Below are 16,887 nucleotides of genomic sequence, written 5' to 3'. Positions count from 1 at the left end.
AAAAAGAGGACACCGATTCTCCTGCGAATGATGTCCTCTTTTTATCTATTATTTTCCCTCGTAATTCACACTATAACTGTCTTTGTGAAAGTGTAAACGCGCGAAAGTGTCCCGGCACTGCACGAAAAATGGCTGTAAACGAACCAAAAACAGCTTCAACCGAGCGTTACTCAGTCCGCAACGCGCCATTCACGATTTTCAACGAACCAAACCCGCCGTGAACCGCACCATTCCACTGCCGGCCAGAAGCCCTGCCCGCTAAGTCCGGCCGTTATTTCACCACAGTCACCGGACAGTTCGCATGCTTGAGCACTTTGTGGCTGACGCTGCCGAGCACCATTTCCTGAAATGCGTTCAAGCCGCGGCTGCCCATGACGAGCAGATCGGTGCCTGATGCGTTCACATGCTTGATGATCTCCTGGCTTGGATTGCCCTTCAATGTGGTCAGTTCCGAGTAGATGTCTGCTTCTTCCACCATCTTCAATACGGGATGCACTTTTTGTTCCCTTTTCAGCGCCATGCTTTCCGGCGTTTGTGTCAGTAGCCGCTCATCCATGGCTTTGCTCAAATCGGCTACAAAGATAATATCCAGCACCGTATCAGGCAAGTTGCGGACTAGGAACACGGCATGCTCAGCTGCACGCATGGCGTTTTCTGAACCGTCTATTGCTACAGCAATTTTCATTTCATTCCACCTCACAATAACTTCTCATATAATAATTCGCTTGATGAATTCAGCCCTTTGATTGTTACCTCTGTCCCTTTATCTGCGAGCTTCTGCTTCAGCTTAAAGATGGCACCGACCGCCGATTCATCCCACAGCTGACTGTTTTCAAAATCAATTACGATACTTTTTTCAGTTACCGCATCAAACAATTGAAGGAACTTCGAAGTGGAAGCGAAGAATAAAGGACCGCTTACCTTATAGACGCCCGATTCATTCGTAACACTCACGCGGGAGATCTTTGCAACAAAAAACAGCGAACTCATAATGACTCCAGCCACCACGCCGATGGCCAAGTTATGCGTATATAAAATGATGCCGACTGTAATCAGCATGACGAGCGATTCTGAACGGGGCGCAGACCGCAGAAATTTGAAGGAACCCCAGTTAAATGTCGTCATACTCACCATCACCATGACGCCGGCCAGTACAGGCATCGGGATTTTCACTACGAGATCCCCCAGCACAATGATCAGAAACATCAGGAATACACCGGCTGTAAATGTCGACAGCCGTCCTCTTCCTCCTGATTTCATGTTGATCATGGATTGGCCGATCAGCGCGCAGCCTGCCATGCCGCCGAAAAATCCGGTGATGAAATTGGCGATACCCTGTCCGCGTGCTTCCCGATTTTTATTGCTCGGCGTATCGGTCATATCATCGAGCACCTGCGAGGTCAGCAATGATTCCAATAAACCGACAACTGACAGTGCCAATGAATACGGCAGAATAATTTTCAAGGTTTCAAAGTTCAGCGGGATATCCGGCAGGAAAAATGCCGGCAATGTATTCGGCATCGTTCCTAAATCGCCGATAGTCTGCAGTTTGATGCCGCTGAACAGGGCCACTGCCGTCATGACGACAATCGCAATCAGCGGTGCCGGTATCGCGGTGAAAAAACGCGGTACTGCGTAGACTAAAATCAAAGTCGCGATGGCAAATACATAGGTCATGCCGCCGAAGCCCATCAGATATGGCAGCTGCGTCATGAATATCATAATGCCGAGTGCGTTGACGAAACCGAGCATGACGGAGTTCGGGATAAACCGCATTAAATTCGCGACACCCAGCCCTCCCAGTATAAATTGAATGATTCCTGTTAAGACGGTAGCTGCAAGAACATATTCCAGGCCGTGATCTGCCATCAAGCTGACGAGAACCAAAGCCATCGCGCCGGTAGCTGCAGAAATCAGCCCCGGTCGGCCGCCGACAAATGATGTAATGACTGCAATAGTAAATGAAGCATAGAGCGCGACACGCGGATCGACTCCGACGATGAAGGCGAATGCGAGCGCCTCCGGAATAAGTGCCAGTCCGACGACAATACCCGCCAATAAATCGGCCCTTACATTTCCAAACCATTGCTGCTGTAAAGAGTGCATAACGTTCCCCTTCCGTGTTATTTATCTCGAGACAGCATATCACCTTGAGTTATTTTCGTATAGGATTTTTTCTCTTCTTTGCAGCTCGCCGTCAATTTTCGTCATGATAAACAAGCACTCTTCAATCTCATATTCATTCCGGTACTTTGTATAATACTGAAAGCATTTTTCCGCATGCTTCTTCCATTCGTGAAGTTCTTTCACAGTGCAATGTACCATTTCTTGCTGCACAGCTTTGCGATCCATTGTCCATCACCTCATCAATTAATAGGGGTTCCCTGGATGCCGGCCATTTTTCTTCTTGTCTGCTGTACGATTCTTGTATAAATTCCCTCTCTTAAACTCCGCCACGTCATACACCGCCACATAGGCATGCTTGTCCACATCCCGAATGATCTCCTTCATCTTACTGTCTTCGAGACGATGGATAATGCAAGTGATTTCCATGAAGTTTTGATTGGAATAGCCGCCTTGCACCGTTTGGTACGTAGCACTGTGACCCAGACGGATGCGGATTTCCTCAATCATCGCTTCAGATTCATCGGTCATGATTTTATATGCCTTTGAACCGCTCAGACCGACTTCCATAATACTGATCACTTTTGACGCGATGAAATAAGCAATCGCGGACATGATGGCCCCTGTCAGCCCGAAGACGAATGAAACAATGATAAATACAAAGATATTCAAAAATAAAATCAAGTCGCTCGTCGCAAACGGCAGTCTTCTTGAAAGCAGTACGGCGAGCATATCAATACCGTCCAGAGCGCCGCCGTTCCGCAGTGCCAGCCCGATTCCGATCCCGATAATAATGCCGCCCACTACCGTCACTAGCAATGCATCGCCCTGCACAATAATCGGCACATGGTGCATGAGCGACGTGCTGATCCCGAGTGCAGCAATCCCGATGACAGACAGCACGGCAAACCGGCGGCCGATCTGAAAATAGCCCAGAATGATAAACGGGATATTGAGTACCGCAATCAACATACCGAGTGGCACGCCGAATAATTGCGAACCGACAATACTCAGTCCCGTCACACCTCCGTCTGAGACTTTATTCGGAATAAGCACGGACTCAAGCCCATATGCCGTAATGACAGAGCCGGCCACTACCATAAATGCTTGAAAAAAGTTCCGAATCCATAGATGCTTCTGCTTTACCATTTTCACCATCACACCGCCTCTTTCCATTTTCATTTCGTGTGCTTTCTTTTAGTATACCCACTGCGGCATTTGGTCAGTCCCTAATTTAATGAAGGTGCCGCTGTTTCGCTATGAGCGCCCCGAGATGCTGTATGATCAAGTTCACTGGCTCTATGATCACTTGGAAGTCGCCTATGAGCGGCGAAACTTCTGCTATGAGCGCCCCGACGGAATCTATGAGCACTTAGCCGCTTTCTATGATCATCCGGCCGTCAAGTTTTTGGGAATATGGTATGATGTAGAAAAACATGAACGGGGTTTTCATCTTGACACAAAATGAGGAGCAGAATCAGACGACCTGTGACTTGTACCGGAGCGCCATTGAGTTTATCGGAAAGCGCTGGACAGGAATCATCGTCTATCAATTATTTGAAGGACCGAAACGCTATCACGAACTGCTGAATTCCATCGACGGTATTTCGGACCGTCTATTATCCGAACGGCTGAAAGATTTGGAGCAGGAAGGGCTGCTCATCAAGCATGTGCTCGCTGACGCACCGAAAAAAGTCGAGTATGAGCTGACGCCGCCGGGTTATGAATTCAAGAAAGTTTTTCAGGCCATGATGGACTGGGCGGCGACAAAGGAAGAGTTCAAGCGGCAAATGAAATGACGGACGCCTGTGCAGCAACCATGGAATTCACATGCTTGCTGCACAGGCGTTTTTATTTGGGAGATGAATTATAAAGCCTTTGTAAACTATCGGGATGGTCGCAGATCCGGTGATAAAGTACAGTCAGGAGGAGTTGCTATGGAGGAACGGATATTGCTCGTGGAAGATGACGCGGAAATCGCACGGATCATACGCGACACGCTGCGGCTGGAAGGCTACCGGGTAACGTGGGCAACGACGGGCCTGGAAGGATGGGAAGACTTCCAAGCCGGGCAGTATGACACGGTGCTGGTCGATTGGATGCTGCCCGAAATGGACGGAATCACGCTGTGTAAAAATATCCGCCTGGCCAGTGACGTGCCGATCATCATGATCAGCGCGCGCAATGAAGATGAAGATAAAGTGACGGGGCTTGATATCGGTGCGGATGATTATGTAGCCAAGCCGTTCAGTTTGACGGAATTAACAGCGCGAGTGGCGGCCCAGCTGCGCAGATGGCGGCGTTATAACGGACAGGAACTGCAAGCAGAGCAGACAGTATATCGTGCCGGACTGCTGATTGATTGGCAAAGCGAACGGGCATTTCTCCACAACACGGAAATTTCATTGACCCGCAAGGAATTTGAACTGCTGAAACTGCTGGCGCAGCATCCGGAACGCGTCTTTTCCAAAGAGGAACTTTACCGCCACGTCTGGCAGCAGGCAGAGCTTGGCGAAACCCATACAGTGACGGTGCATGTGAAGGCACTACGGGAAAAATTGCAGGATCCGGTCAAAGAACCCCGCTTCATTCAGACGGTCTGGGGAAAAGGCTACCGCTTTATCGGTGACCTGCAATGAAGATCAAAACGTGGCTTTTGCTGTCCTATCTTCTCGTCATGCTGCTGCCGATCGCTGCGGGTTATGGACTGTTCGCCTGGATCAACTCCTACCATCAAGATCAGAATGTAGAAGAATATTTGGCCAGCTGGCTGGAAGTGCAGAAAACAGAAGAGCTATTACAGGATCCGTCACTCTACCAACTGAATGCTGATTGGAAATCGATCGACAGTTTGGCTAACGATCAAATTTCGATTACGCTTTACTTGAGTTCGGGATATATGCTGTATTCTTCCCATCCGTTGAAGCCTCTGTCATTCGTTTCAAAGAACGTCCTCTATGAAGACTTTTTTAAGCTGCAGCGTAAATTCGGAACTTATATTTATAAAGAACCCGTTTTTGTCGGCAATTCGCTTGTCGGAGTCTATGAAGTGGAATTGCCGCGTGATCAATGGACGGCTGCGGTCAAACAGCGAACATGGCTCGTCGCCGCTTTATTTACCGTATTCTTCCTTGCATTGTTCATCGCAGTTGCTCTGCTCGTCAACCGCAAATTAATTCGGCCGCTGCAGTTGCTGATGGAACAGATGGCATCTTTCGCAAAAGGGAAAAACGTTGCACCTATGCCAAAACGGAATGATGAAATTGGTGAGCTGGCTGAGAGTTTTGCCGCTATGCAGGCAGAGTTGGAATCTGCCAAGCAGAAACTCGCTGCGGAACAACAGCAGAAAGAATTGATGATTGCAAGTATTTCCCATGACTTAAAAACACCGCTTACTTCGATTCGTGCCTATACGGAAGCATTGCAGTCAGGGATGCGGTCACCCGCAGAGCAATCGGAATATTACGATGTCATTGTCGCAAAGGCAAATTATATGCGGCAAATGCTCGATGATTTATCGATGTATACATTATTGCAATCCAGCACATATGACATGGAATTTGTGGCAGTCGAAGGCGATGAGTTTTTCGATATGCTGCTTTCCGGCTATCAGACGCTATGTGATGAGAAGCAAATTTCATTGGATATGCAGGTGGATGTGACCGGAGAATTTGCAGTCAATGCCAAACAAATGATGCGGGTTGTGGATAATGTAGTTGCGAATGCTATTTCGCATACTGCAGTTGAAGGAAGCATCGGTTTATCTGCAACTGATGCAAAGGTGATCCCTTCTTGGACATATGATTTTGTACAGCAAGCAATGACGGCTGATGACGGTTTATATTTGATTGTACAAAATGAAGGGAAAGGTGTATCCGAACAGCAGCTCACTCGTGTGTTCGAACCACTTTTCCAAGCAGACATGGCGAGGACAAAAGCCGGCGACCGCGGAAATGGGCTCGGCTTGAGTATCACAAAACAAATTATTGAAAAACACGGCGGCACGGTTCGAATGGTGTCTTCTGAGGAAATCGGCACGGCGATCATTTGCTGGCTGCCGCCAAGTAAAGGAGAGGAAAATGGATGAATTGGTTGAAACCATCCTTATCTATTATAGTCCTGCTGTTTTTCGCAGTCGGACTGGCAGCATGCACTTCTGAAGAGAGTCAATTTTCACCGCAGGAGGTGGTCAATGCCGCACTGAAAGAAGCGGATGAAACTACGTCATACTACGCCGAATATACGATGCATTTCAGTGACGATGAAAGTGATTTTTCTGCAAAAGAGTGGGTGTCTGAAGATGGTAAAAGAAGAGTGGAAATCGCATCTGGGGACGGGGACGGGGACGGGGATGAGCAGAGTATTGCAATCAATGACGGTCAGCAGCTGTCAGTTTATGATCAAGCAAGCAACACCGTCAATATCATGAAGTTTTCTAGCGAAGACCAAGCAGCGCTCACGCAGCAGTCTCCCCGCCAGCAAGCTGAGCATTTATTGAAACTAATAAAAGACACACATGATTTCACCAATGAAGCGGATGAAAAAGTTGCCGGACGAGATACTTTCCACATAGTCGCAAAGACAAAAGACGATGCATCCTTGATTGGCGATCAAGAAGTCTGGATCGATAAAGAGACCTGGATGGTACTGAAATCGGTTTCAAAAAGCGCTCATACTGAACTGATACAGGAATATACGAAGATTGATTTCAAGCCCAAATTGGAAGAAGAATTATTTGTCTTAGATTTCCCCGAAGATGCGACTGTTGAAGTAATGGATGAGGAAAATTACGCACCAAAGGAAGTTTCATTGGAAGACGTAAAGGAATCACTTGGTTCGTATTATCAAATACCTGAAACAGACGGACTTCAATTAGACCGGATTACTGTATTAGAAGGGATTGAGGATCGTCCGGAGTATTCGTTTGACTATAAGAGAAATGACTTGCCCGCCTTTTCCCTGACTGTTTTAAAACCATTGCCGAATGCAGTAGACTTCGGGCAAGTGGGTGCTGAAGAGGAATTGACCATCCGCGGGCAGCAGGGAACGAAAATGGACAGCAGCGGATTCCGGTTCATGGAATGGGAAGAGGAGGGATTGCAGTATAATATCATATTGGAAAACCCCGAAATTGATTTTGACGAGGCACTAACCTATTTAGAATCGATGAAGTTGACAGAAGAATAGATGAGGAGGAATTCTTGTTGAATTGGTATTTGACAGTCATCATGTTTTTGCTGATCTATTCAATCAGCGTCACCTTGCTGTATTTGAAGCAGAGTAAAAAATAAACTCAAGTAATCCATGCCCCTGCACATAGATGCAGGGGCATTTTTTGAGTATTCCAATACTTCCCTCATAGCTGATAAAAAAGAACTTTTTAAGTCTTTTTCACTAGCTCATAGTAAATACTATGAAAAAGCGCTATACTATAAGCACCTACTTTCATCGGTAGTTTCATATTTTCACTGAACACTCATTCTTATTACATATAACTCATGAAAATCCGATGATCATTAATTGTCAGTCAGGAGAGTGGAAAAATGGGTACTTTCAAAAGTATTCGGGGGAAGTTGCTGTTTGGTTTTTCGGTGGTCGTTCTATTAATCGTGCTGGTCGGGTCATATATGATATATACCCTGCAGCAAAACAATAAGTTAACACAAAATATTTTGGAGAAGGAGCTGCCGCTGCTGATTGCAGATGAGCAGCTGTCTCTAGATATGGCGAACCGCATAGCTACATCAAGAGGCTTCATCCTGACAGGAGAGCAGCACTATCAGGATTTATTTGATGAATATACTGCGGACAGTGCAGCTGATCAAGAAGCCATTCGTGAACTCGGTACCAGCCAGGAGACGATGGATCTGATGGACCGCACAGTCAAATGGCGGGAAGCGATCACGGATGATGTATTTACAGAGTATAAGAGAGGCAATGAGGAGGAAGCCCGCGTCAATCTGCTCGCATTAAATGAGGAAGCCCTCTCCTTGATGGGCGCCTATGAAGAGACTGCCAGTAACCGGGAGCAATTCATCATTGAACTGGAAAAAGAGATGCTGGCAGGCGGTAAAACAACTGCCATTGTAGTAACCAGTGTGATTATACTGGTGATACTGCTGAGCATTGCCGCCGCGCTCGTCACATCGAATTCAATTACCCGGCCGCTTGGAATCGTCAACGACCGCATGAAGCGGCTGGCAGACGGCGATTTGACCGGCGAACCGCTTGAGACTCATCTTCGGGATGAAATTGGACAGCTAATTGCCTCTACGAATGAGATGAACAGAAGCACTCATCATCTGCTCGACGAAATCGGGCATGTATCCTCCACTGTTTCTACACAGAGCGAGGAGCTGACCCAGTCAGCTAATGAAGTGAAAGCCGGCACGGAGCAAATTGCCACGACGATGGAAGATTTGGCACACGGTACTGAGTCGCAGGCAGACAATGCGTCCAGCCTGTCAAGCAATATGGAATCTTTTGTGCTGAAAGTCGCTGGTGCCAATGAAAGCGGACGTTTCATTCAGCAGTCTTCTGATGAAATTTTGGGAATGACGGTTGAAGGCAGCGAATTGATGAATTCCTCTTCCAAACAGATGGGATTGATCGATAAGATGGTGCATGAAGCTGTCCTGAAAGTAGAGGGGCTGGATCAGCATACCCAACAGATTTCGGAACTCGTCTCCGTCATCCAAGACATTGCGGCACAGACCAATCTGCTCGCCTTGAATGCAGCAATTGAAGCTGCGCGAGCCGGCGAGCACGGCAAGGGATTTGCAGTCGTGGCTGATGAAGTCCGGAAACTCGCTGAGCAGTCTTCCGCTTCCGTAACGACCATTACCGATATCGTCCGTCGGATTCAAAGCGAGTCCAGTATGGTGACAGATTCGCTTCAAATGGGTTATAAAGAAGTCGAGGAAGGAACGGGCCAAATCGAGCGAACAGGAGAAACCTTCCAGAAAATCAATGAGGCCGTAACAGCAATGACTGAACGAATCCGCGGTATGGCACAAGATCTGCAGGCTATTTCGACGAACAGTGAAGAAATGAGCAGTTCTATCGAAGAAATTGCTGCCATCACAGAAGAATCCGCAGCTGGAGTACAAGAGACATCCGCTTCTTCCGAGCAGGCAAGCAGCGCGATGGAAGAAGTCGCAAAAAGTTCGGGTGACTTGGCAGCGTTGGCAGAAGAACTGAATAATCTTGTCCGACAGTTTAAACTGTAATTATTTCAAATCTTAAAAGCGCCTGTTCTGTAACCTTCAGAACAGGCGCTTTTCTAATTGCCTTTCAAGATTCATTCCAACACTCACATCCTACGCATTTACACTGACAGCATTCTTTTCCCTTTAAGGTACTATTACCCAGCCCCTCCTTTAAAACACAACGGATGATCATAGAGTAATCTAAGTGTCCGTAACGCAAAGAGAGCCGCCCGCAAAGCCAATTAAAAATGACTTTACGGGCGGCTCTCATTAGTTATCTGCGTAGTCCAGCCGGCTTTTTCAGCGGATTCTTCTCCATTAAATATGAAATGAACGTCGCGTCTTCCGCCAGTTTCGAATGTGAATGATTCAACAACACTGCAAGGTTTTTCGCATCATCCAGCGCTCTGTGCGCCTGCTTCACGTCAATCCGATGTGCGTTCAGCAGCTGCTGCAGTTTGCCGTTTTCAAAACCATAATCTTTCCATCTGATCTGCCGGACGGAACAATACCAGTCCATATCAAGCGTTTCGGGCAGCAGCCGGCTGACGAACCCCCTGTCAAATGCAGCATTATGCGCCACGATCCCATCTGCCTGGCTTAAAATTGATATGATTTTATTCATATCAAGCGACTTCCCTCTCACCATCTGATCATGGATCCCTGTAATTCTCGTAATTGTCGAAGGTATCGAATAAAACGGCTCCTGAAACTCGCAATACTCGTCTGTCACACGGACAATCCTGTTGTTTTCAAATTCACCGAGCATGACTCCGAGTTCAATCACTTCACTGCCTTCCGCACTCATACCCGTCGTTTCCACATCTATAAAGGCTATCTGTTTATTCATTGGAAAACTCCTTCACTGTCAATTAATCACTAGTAACTAACTCTTCCAGCGCCGTCTTTTCTTCTATTATACCAGCGCACCCATGTTCTGCAGTAACATCTTGCTCTGATCATTGACAGGTTGCCAGACAAATCTGTCTGCTGTATACTAGCATTGCTAACATAATTGTCCGTACGGGTGCTTGAGTGAATCAGGCTGAGATAGCAGATGAAACCGCTGCTGACCGTGAATCTGATCTGGGTAATGCCAGCGTAGAGAGCGTGTTCGATGGAATAATCGGGATGAATTTCCCTCCTCGGCTGTCTGCTCTTTCAGACGGCTTTTTGTTTAGGCAAAAATAAAAGGAGTGGAATTTATTGAAGAAATTAAAGTTTACAGATTTGCTGATCACCATCATGATCGGCGTGGTCTTCGGCATCCTCATGAAATTCTGGGATGACCTATACACTGTAGTCAAACCAATCATGCCGGTTGCCCGTCAGCTGATCTATGGAATGTGGTTCATGGTGGGTCCCTTCGCCTACCTGCTCATCCGCAAGCCCGGCACCGCATTGATTGCAAGTATTGCAGGTGCAAGTTTATCGGCGTTTGCAGGCCATGGCATTGAAGTATTAATGTACGGGTTTGTACAGGGGCTGGCAGCTGAATTAGTATTTGCGGCAGCCCGCTACAAACGATTTTCCATGCTGGTTGCAGGACTTGCAGGTGTTGCTTCCTGTGCTGCCAGCTTCACACTTGATTTGGTGTACGGTTATGCCGCGCTTGAAACTTGGGCTCTTATTGTGAAATATGGGCTGCGTGCGATCAGCGCATTTATCTTCACCGGCATATTTGCTGTACTGATTGTCCGCGCTCTTGAAAAAACAGGTGTGACATCTTTAATCCGTCCCGTTGATAAAAAAGAATACTCGATGCTGGACCGGTAACATGAAGATGGTTCATTCGAAACAATGCCCGGCCGGCGTCACCAATCTGCGTCTGAAATTTCCGGGTGAGGATTCATTAGTTTTCAAAGATTTCTCGTTTTCTGTGCAGCGGGGTGAAAAAGTTCTGCTGCTCGGACCAAGCGGCTGTGGAAAATCGACACTGCTTCAAGTACTGAGCGGCATCATTCCCAATTCCATTGAGCTGCCAATGAAAGCAGACCAAATTGTACTGCCTGAATCTTGGGGATTCGTCTTCCAAGATCCTGATACGCAATTCTGCATGACGTATGCAGATGAAGAACTGGCATTTGTGCTGGAGAATTTGCAAGCCCCGCGGGATAAAATGGCACCTTTGATTGAAGAAGCGTTAAAGCGTGTAGATCTGCAGCTGAACACATCACATTCGCCAATCAACGAAATGTCGCAGGGCATGAAACAGCGTCTGGCGCTGGCTTCTGTACTTCTGCTGGAGCCCGATGTCCTGTTTCTTGATGAACCGTCTGCCCTTTTGGACCCCGATGGTACGGAGCAGATCTGGTCTTCCATTAAGCAGGCTACAGCTGATAAAACGGTGATCATTGTAGAACATAAAATTGATTTGATTGCCGACTGGGTAGACCGCGTTGTGCTGTTTAGCGACAATGGAGCTATCATCGCAGAAGGTCCGCCGGCGGCTATTTTCGCTGATTATCAGAAAGAATTGAAGCGCTATGGCATCTGGTATCCGGGCGTGTGGAAAGAGTATCTGGAACTGAATAGTTTCCGCTCGATGATGCACAACCGCAAGCCCGTCGGTTCTTCTAATAAAATTCGGTTGAAAGACTTTACCGGTTTTCGCGGAAACACACCAAAAATCCAGGCAGAATGCGCAGAGGTGAAGTCAGGGGACTGGATCACGATTACAGGTGAAAACGGTACAGGTAAAAGTACTCTGCTGCTGTCACTTATGCAACTGCTGCGAACAGAAGGTATTTATGAAGTAAACGGCGAGCCTGTTATCCAGAAAAAGAAGAAACGGCATCTTCCAAAAGGCCTGTCCCTCGTCTTTCAAAATCCCGAGCTGCAATTTGTCACGAACTCGATTGCAGAGGAATTGACCGTTTCATTACACGGCATGCCAAAGGATCAGGCGGAAGCGTATGCCAAAGAACTGATGCACTTGTTTAACTTGCCGGATTCAGCCGGCCGCCACCCCTACCAGCTCTCAACAGGTCAGAAACGCCGGCTTAGTGTAGCAACAGCGCTCACTCCCGGAACTGATATTGTGTTGCTGGACGAACCAACTTTCGGACAGGACGCCCGCAATACGTTCGCGATACTTGAAAAACTCGAGCAGCTGCGGACGGAAGGTGTCACGATTCTAATGGTGACGCATGATATGGAGATTGTTGAACACTTTGCTACATCAGTCTGGACAGTAGCTGACGGCATAGTGCACACGGATTCTGCGGGAGGTGACCGGAATGCTCGCATGGTTCACGCCTGAGCGCAAAACATGGCTGTTTCAAGTGAATCCTGCGCTGAAATTTGTCGTGTTCTTTGCACTATTACTAATCACGCTCTTTAATCAAAATTTCCCGTTCGCTGTCTGGCAAGCTGTTTTTTATGGAGTGTTTTTCTATCTATTCAGCGGCTATTCCATCAGGAAGCTCGCCCTGCTGTCGATTCCGCTGCTGATTTCATTCCTGTCTTCCGCACTGACACTGATCCTGTTCGGTAAAGGAGATACAGTGCTATGGCAGTGGTATTTAATCAAGATTTCTGAAGAGAGCATACAGCACGGTCTGCTGCTCGGCAGTAAGTCGCTGTCATTCGGATTTGTCGGCTTCACATTTCTGCTGACGATTCAGCCTGTGCTGTTTTTCTACGCGATGATGCAGCAATTTCGGCTGCCGTCAAAATATGCATACAGCTTTATCGCGTCATTCCGGCTGATCCCTGCCGTAACGGAAGAACTTCAGATTCGCAGGAATGCGTTGAAAGTGCGGAATATCCAATTTTCGAGAGGTGTTAAAGGCGTTTACGAACGTCTGCAGATGTACACCGTTCCCCTGTTTGCAGAGAGTATCCGCCGTGCGCAGCGCATTGCGGTTGCCATGGAAGCCAAGCAGTATCAGATGGGTGCAGCGAGGACGTATTATTATACTACTCACTATAGCCAGATGGATGCAGTGTTTGTGATCGTGATGATTACAGTCATTGCCACCGCCTTATCGCTGGCTTTTATATAAGAAATCAACTAATCGTTTCTATTTTATGAATATTCATTCATTATATGTTATTCTAGTATAAAGCAACATGACTAGAAGGAAGTGAAGAATATGCTCATGAAGAAAAGTGCATCCGAAGGTAAGATTGGCGACGTTCGTTTTATGAACGGCGTGGTGTCGTTCCAAGGTGTCAAGCTGAATGTGTATTCGTTTGAGACAGACGGTGTCTTAATTGATACTGGTGCTCAGTCTCTGTTGAAACAATTCAAGTCGTTTTTTGAAAAAGCGGATATCGACCAGGTGGTCATCACTCATTCCCATGAGGACCATACAGGCGGGGCGGGTTACCTGCAAAAAACATTCGGGCTTCCCGTCTATATGGATAAGAAACACATCGCAGAATGTGCAGGAAAAGCGAAGTACCCGTTCTACCGGAAAGCATTCTGGGGCAGCCGGAAACCGTTTACCGCACTGCCGTTCGGTAAAACATTTATGTCCCGCCAAGCGGAGTGGAAAATCATCGATACACCCGGCCACGCAGCAGATCATCTGGCGTTCCTGAATACAGAAACAGGCCAGCTGTTTTCCGGCGACCTCTATGTCAACCCAAAAACAAAGCTGGTATTGCGAGAAGAACATATCCCCGACATCATCCGATCGATTGAGACGGTACTGGCACATGATTATGAGGAAATGTTTTGCTGTCATGCGGGATATGTGAAGGACGGACGCAAAGCGATGGAGAAGAAACTGGAGTACCTTATCGGTCTTCGTGAACAGACACTGGATCTGCATGGCCAGGGCTTTGACGAGAAAGAAATAAAAAACCGACTGCTGCCGAACAAATATCCGATCACCAAGTTCTCTTCAGGTGAATGGGATTCGATTCATATGATTCGTTCGATATTGGCAGAAGCATAGGTTACTATACAAAAAACACCGACACAGCAATATACGCTGGCCGGTGTTTTTTGAAATTAACTCTTTAACACAATTCACTGCTTTCTAGTTTTATGTTAGCAGAAGCTCTTAATGTCATCGCTAAATAACTTTAAGAGTTTTGTAAGAATAATATTGTACACTAGCTTACTGAATGTAATTATAGATGAACAGGAGCTTTTGTAAATGAATATCATCCATAGAAATAGCTTAATGACGCTATTTTCTTGTATTATGCTACTTATTTCTATCATTGTCAGCCTAATGCACAGACAGTTTGGGTTTCTGGGAGACCATGTTTTATTAAACGGTACCGGCCCGTTCACAGGCAGTTTATTGTTTATGCAAAATTTACTTTTCATTATTCCGGTCATCCTTCTTATCACTTCGGTCGTCATGCTCAGAAAAAAACAGGACTCTGCTGTTCTGCCTTTTCTGATTATGCTGACACTGACATTCAGCAGTATTTCTATTATTGCAGGCGGAGACGGCTTAGTAGAATACCATTTTTCCATTTTTCTTGTGATTGCATTGATTGCATTTTTCGACCAAATAAAATTAATCATAATCAGTACAGCAATCTTTGCAGTCCATCATTTGGCCGGTTACATTTTCATTCCCGAGCTGATTTGCGGAACATCGGACTACCGCTTTTCTTTGCTACTGATCCATGCAATCTTCCTGCTGTTAATCAGCGGGGCGACCATTCTTTTTATTTATACAAAACAGAAAAATAACAGGCTTTACGAAGAAAAAGTCAGCCTGCAGCAGCAGACTATCCAAGATGTATTGGACAGCCTGAAAAAAACTGGCTTATCCGTTTCTGACTCAACTAGTTATTTATCATCCAGTTCGGAAGAGTTGTCAGCAGCCGGCAATGAAATTTCCTCATCTATTCAAACAGTTGCAGAAGGCACAGAAGGCCAGATGACCACCCTGCAGTCCGGTGTTGAAAGCATTCATTCCATACAGTTTCAAATTCTGCAAATTAATGAAAATGCAGAGCACATCGATACGAATGCCAAAGATACGCTCTTACAGATAGCAAGAGGAGATGCCAACATAGCCAGCATGACGGAGCAAATGACGAAAATCAATGATACCTTTCAGGCGGTTGTACATTTGGTCAATGAGCTGTCATCTTATTCGCAGGACATTGGCCGATACATCACCTTCATTTCTGAAATTGCTGATCAAACGAACCTCTTGGCACTGAATGCCTCGATTGAAGCGGCAAGAGCCGGAGAACAAGGTAAAGGTTTTGCAGTAGTCGCAGAGGAAGTCCGCAAACTCGCTGCCGAATCAAATAAGTCAGCTGCCGATATTCAGACTGTTATTAAAACAGTTCAAGAAGGAATTAACAGCGTTTCGGATAAAGTGCATGTCAACTTGACGGAAATCCAAAAAGGAACAGAACTGATTTCCCAGACAAAACATATTTTTGAAGAGATTACTCACTCTACCCACTATGTAAGCAGTGAAATCAGCAATTTATCTGCTGCTTCCTCTTCTTTGCTGAACCATTCAGAAGACACACAAGCAATACTTGGCCAAGTGTCAGCTATTACACGGGCATTCGCTGAAGACATTGAAACTATTTTATCGACTACTGAACAACAATCCGCAGCATCTCAAGAATTAAACCAAGTTTCCTCCTCCCTTCAATCGTTGGTAGAAGAATTGAACGCAATCGTAAGACAGATTACTGCCACGATGGCCGAAGACGTTTAACAACTGTATTTGCTTCATTATAAAAGGCGAATCTCCATTTTCGGCAGATCCGCCCCTTTTTTTATGACGAGTTAATTTCCCCACAATCCCTTTATAAAATGACCAATACTGCTGTAAAAAAGCATCTTTCCGATAGTAATGGTCGCAAAGATAATCAGGACTGAAATTACATACCTCTTTTTTTGATTGCCGAGTTCCATAATACTCCTCCCACTACCTACTAAAGTGTTTTAAACTTCTCCATGCCGTCACTCAGTGAAACTTAAATTCGATGGCTGTTTGGGGAGCCGCTCTTTGGAAAGCATATTAGTCAACGGCACATTCAAATCTACTTCATCAAAACGAAATCCGTCCATCCAGACTTTGCCTTTCCCTATAAGCAGCACCCCGAAATGAATTGACATACTCTCGGGTGGCACATCTAAAACGATGGCATAATGGTTCCATTCCGTTGTTCCTGAAATTGCACGTGAATCCATATTATCAAACTGAATCGGATCGCTAGAAGCATTATCAATCCGCATCCACGCTCCGCACTTCGTTGCATTTTCTGACTTCAGATAGCAGGACAGTCGCACTCTTTTTCCGTTATATACAGCAGATTGAAACTCCTGCATCAACGTAGCAAACTGCTCCTCACTGTTCTCTCCCGTAGAATATAAAACAGCCGACTGCTTTCCTGAATGAAAAACTTGAGTATCTAACTTGGCTTCATACAATTCTATATTCGTCCCGCTCAACATCCAACCCTTGATCTCTTGATGTTCCATGCCATTCTCCCCCTCTAATCTAAATATTTTCATTAGCTTGCGATACTGACCTGGCGGAAAATTATATATTTCCTTAAATGCCCTGGAAAAAGCCTCTTGCGAGTTAAACCGTAATGTAAAAGCAATAGT

Annotated in this window: 17 protein-coding genes and 1 riboswitch; of the genes, 11 read left to right on the top strand and 6 right to left on the bottom strand. The window is 46.2% G+C overall.

The window, feature by feature from the left end; all coding sequences use genetic code 11:
* Nucleotides 1–271: 271 nt before the first annotated feature.
* From NCCP2331_RS16325 to NCCP2331_RS16310, 4 genes are read right to left on the bottom strand one after another with little or no spacing between them, the layout of a single operon-like run.
* Nucleotides 272–700, bottom strand: a complete 429-nt coding sequence (locus NCCP2331_RS16325; protein ID WP_251671848.1) for a universal stress protein — start codon at nucleotides 698–700, stop codon at nucleotides 272–274.
* A complete protein-coding gene (locus NCCP2331_RS16320; RefSeq protein WP_251671847.1) occupies nucleotides 697–2,106 on the bottom strand; it encodes a SulP family inorganic anion transporter in 1,410 nt (469 codons plus the stop codon). The genes NCCP2331_RS16325 and NCCP2331_RS16320 overlap by 4 nt, the downstream gene beginning before the upstream one ends.
* Nucleotides 2,107–2,145: 39 nt before the next feature.
* Nucleotides 2,146–2,352: a hypothetical protein gene (locus NCCP2331_RS16315; RefSeq protein ID WP_251671846.1), complete on the bottom strand. Its 207-nt coding sequence runs from the start codon at nucleotides 2,350–2,352 to the stop codon at nucleotides 2,146–2,148.
* Nucleotides 2,353–2,370: 18 nt separating this feature from the next.
* Nucleotides 2,371–3,300 (bottom strand): YitT family protein, encoded by a 930-nt coding sequence (locus NCCP2331_RS16310; RefSeq protein ID WP_251671865.1) that lies wholly within the window; start codon nucleotides 3,298–3,300, stop codon nucleotides 2,371–2,373.
* Nucleotides 3,301–3,397: 97 nt separating this feature from the next.
* Between NCCP2331_RS16310 and NCCP2331_RS16305 the strand changes: the two genes are divergently transcribed.
* The 6 genes from NCCP2331_RS16305 (at nucleotide 3,398) to NCCP2331_RS16280 (ending at nucleotide 9,353) form a co-directional block, all read left to right on the top strand.
* The gene (locus NCCP2331_RS16305; RefSeq protein ID WP_251671845.1) at nucleotides 3,398–3,592 is read left to right on the top strand and encodes a hypothetical protein; all 195 of its coding nucleotides are present in this window, start codon (nucleotides 3,398–3,400) and stop codon (nucleotides 3,590–3,592) included.
* Nucleotides 3,579–3,923, top strand: a complete 345-nt coding sequence (locus NCCP2331_RS16300; RefSeq protein ID WP_228551109.1) for a winged helix-turn-helix transcriptional regulator — start codon at nucleotides 3,579–3,581, stop codon at nucleotides 3,921–3,923. The genes NCCP2331_RS16305 and NCCP2331_RS16300 overlap by 14 nt, the downstream gene beginning before the upstream one ends.
* A 138-nt stretch (nucleotides 3,924–4,061) precedes the next feature.
* Nucleotides 4,062–4,763: a response regulator transcription factor gene (locus tag NCCP2331_RS16295; RefSeq protein WP_153722883.1), complete on the top strand. Its 702-nt coding sequence runs from the start codon at nucleotides 4,062–4,064 to the stop codon at nucleotides 4,761–4,763.
* Nucleotides 4,760–6,211: a sensor histidine kinase gene (locus tag NCCP2331_RS16290; RefSeq protein ID WP_251671844.1), complete on the top strand. Its 1,452-nt coding sequence runs from the start codon at nucleotides 4,760–4,762 to the stop codon at nucleotides 6,209–6,211. Before NCCP2331_RS16295 ends, NCCP2331_RS16290 begins: the two co-directional genes overlap by 4 nt.
* On the top strand, nucleotides 6,208–7,311 hold the full coding sequence (locus NCCP2331_RS16285) for a LolA family protein (RefSeq protein ID WP_251671843.1): 1,104 nt from the start codon (nucleotides 6,208–6,210) through the stop codon (nucleotides 7,309–7,311). The genes NCCP2331_RS16290 and NCCP2331_RS16285 overlap by 4 nt, the downstream gene beginning before the upstream one ends.
* Before the next feature lie 356 nt (nucleotides 7,312–7,667).
* Nucleotides 7,668–9,353, top strand: a complete 1,686-nt coding sequence (locus tag NCCP2331_RS16280; protein ID WP_251671842.1) for a methyl-accepting chemotaxis protein — start codon at nucleotides 7,668–7,670, stop codon at nucleotides 9,351–9,353.
* Between the two features lie 253 nt (nucleotides 9,354–9,606).
* Here NCCP2331_RS16280 and NCCP2331_RS16275 read toward each other — a convergent pair whose 3' ends face one another.
* Nucleotides 9,607–10,182: an exonuclease domain-containing protein gene (locus tag NCCP2331_RS16275; RefSeq protein WP_251671841.1), complete on the bottom strand. Its 576-nt coding sequence runs from the start codon at nucleotides 10,180–10,182 to the stop codon at nucleotides 9,607–9,609.
* Nucleotides 10,183–10,345: 163 nt separating this feature from the next.
* Nucleotides 10,346–10,457: riboswitch (TPP riboswitch) on the top strand.
* 81 nt (nucleotides 10,458–10,538) lie between these two features.
* On the opposite strand from NCCP2331_RS16275, the gene NCCP2331_RS16270 reads away from it, so the two are divergent.
* The 5 genes from NCCP2331_RS16270 to NCCP2331_RS16250 all read left to right on the top strand — a co-directional run bounded on the left by NCCP2331_RS16270 (nucleotide 10,539) and on the right by NCCP2331_RS16250 (nucleotide 15,988).
* Nucleotides 10,539–11,108 carry an ECF transporter S component gene (locus NCCP2331_RS16270; RefSeq protein WP_228551107.1) on the top strand — a complete coding sequence of 190 codons (570 nt, stop codon included), beginning with the start codon at nucleotides 10,539–10,541 and terminating at the stop codon, nucleotides 11,106–11,108.
* 1 nt (nucleotide 11,109) lies between these two features.
* Nucleotides 11,110–12,594 (top strand): ABC transporter ATP-binding protein, encoded by a 1,485-nt coding sequence (locus NCCP2331_RS16265; protein ID WP_251671840.1) that lies wholly within the window; start codon nucleotides 11,110–11,112, stop codon nucleotides 12,592–12,594.
* Nucleotides 12,572–13,339, top strand: a complete 768-nt coding sequence (locus NCCP2331_RS16260) for an energy-coupling factor transporter transmembrane component T family protein (RefSeq protein ID WP_251671839.1) — start codon at nucleotides 12,572–12,574, stop codon at nucleotides 13,337–13,339. Before NCCP2331_RS16265 ends, NCCP2331_RS16260 begins: the two co-directional genes overlap by 23 nt.
* Nucleotides 13,340–13,429: 90 nt before the next feature.
* Nucleotides 13,430–14,239: an MBL fold metallo-hydrolase gene (locus NCCP2331_RS16255; protein WP_251671838.1), complete on the top strand. Its 810-nt coding sequence runs from the start codon at nucleotides 13,430–13,432 to the stop codon at nucleotides 14,237–14,239.
* A 204-nt stretch (nucleotides 14,240–14,443) separates the two neighbouring features.
* On the top strand, nucleotides 14,444–15,988 hold the full coding sequence (locus NCCP2331_RS16250) for a methyl-accepting chemotaxis protein (RefSeq protein WP_251671837.1): 1,545 nt from the start codon (nucleotides 14,444–14,446) through the stop codon (nucleotides 15,986–15,988).
* 248 nt (nucleotides 15,989–16,236) lie between these two features.
* On the opposite strand, the gene NCCP2331_RS16245 is transcribed toward NCCP2331_RS16250, so the two are convergent.
* The coding region (locus NCCP2331_RS16245; RefSeq protein ID WP_251671836.1) for a helix-turn-helix domain-containing protein at nucleotides 16,237–16,887 on the bottom strand (651 nt) is incomplete at its 5' end.

Origin of the sequence: Sporosarcina sp. NCCP-2331 (assembly GCF_023707945.1) — a bacterium.
GTDB lineage: Bacteria > Bacillota > Bacilli > Bacillales_A > Planococcaceae > Sporosarcina > Sporosarcina cascadiensis.
The sequence above is the reverse complement of the archived record's forward strand: the minus strand, read 5'-3'. Positions and strand labels throughout refer to the sequence as shown.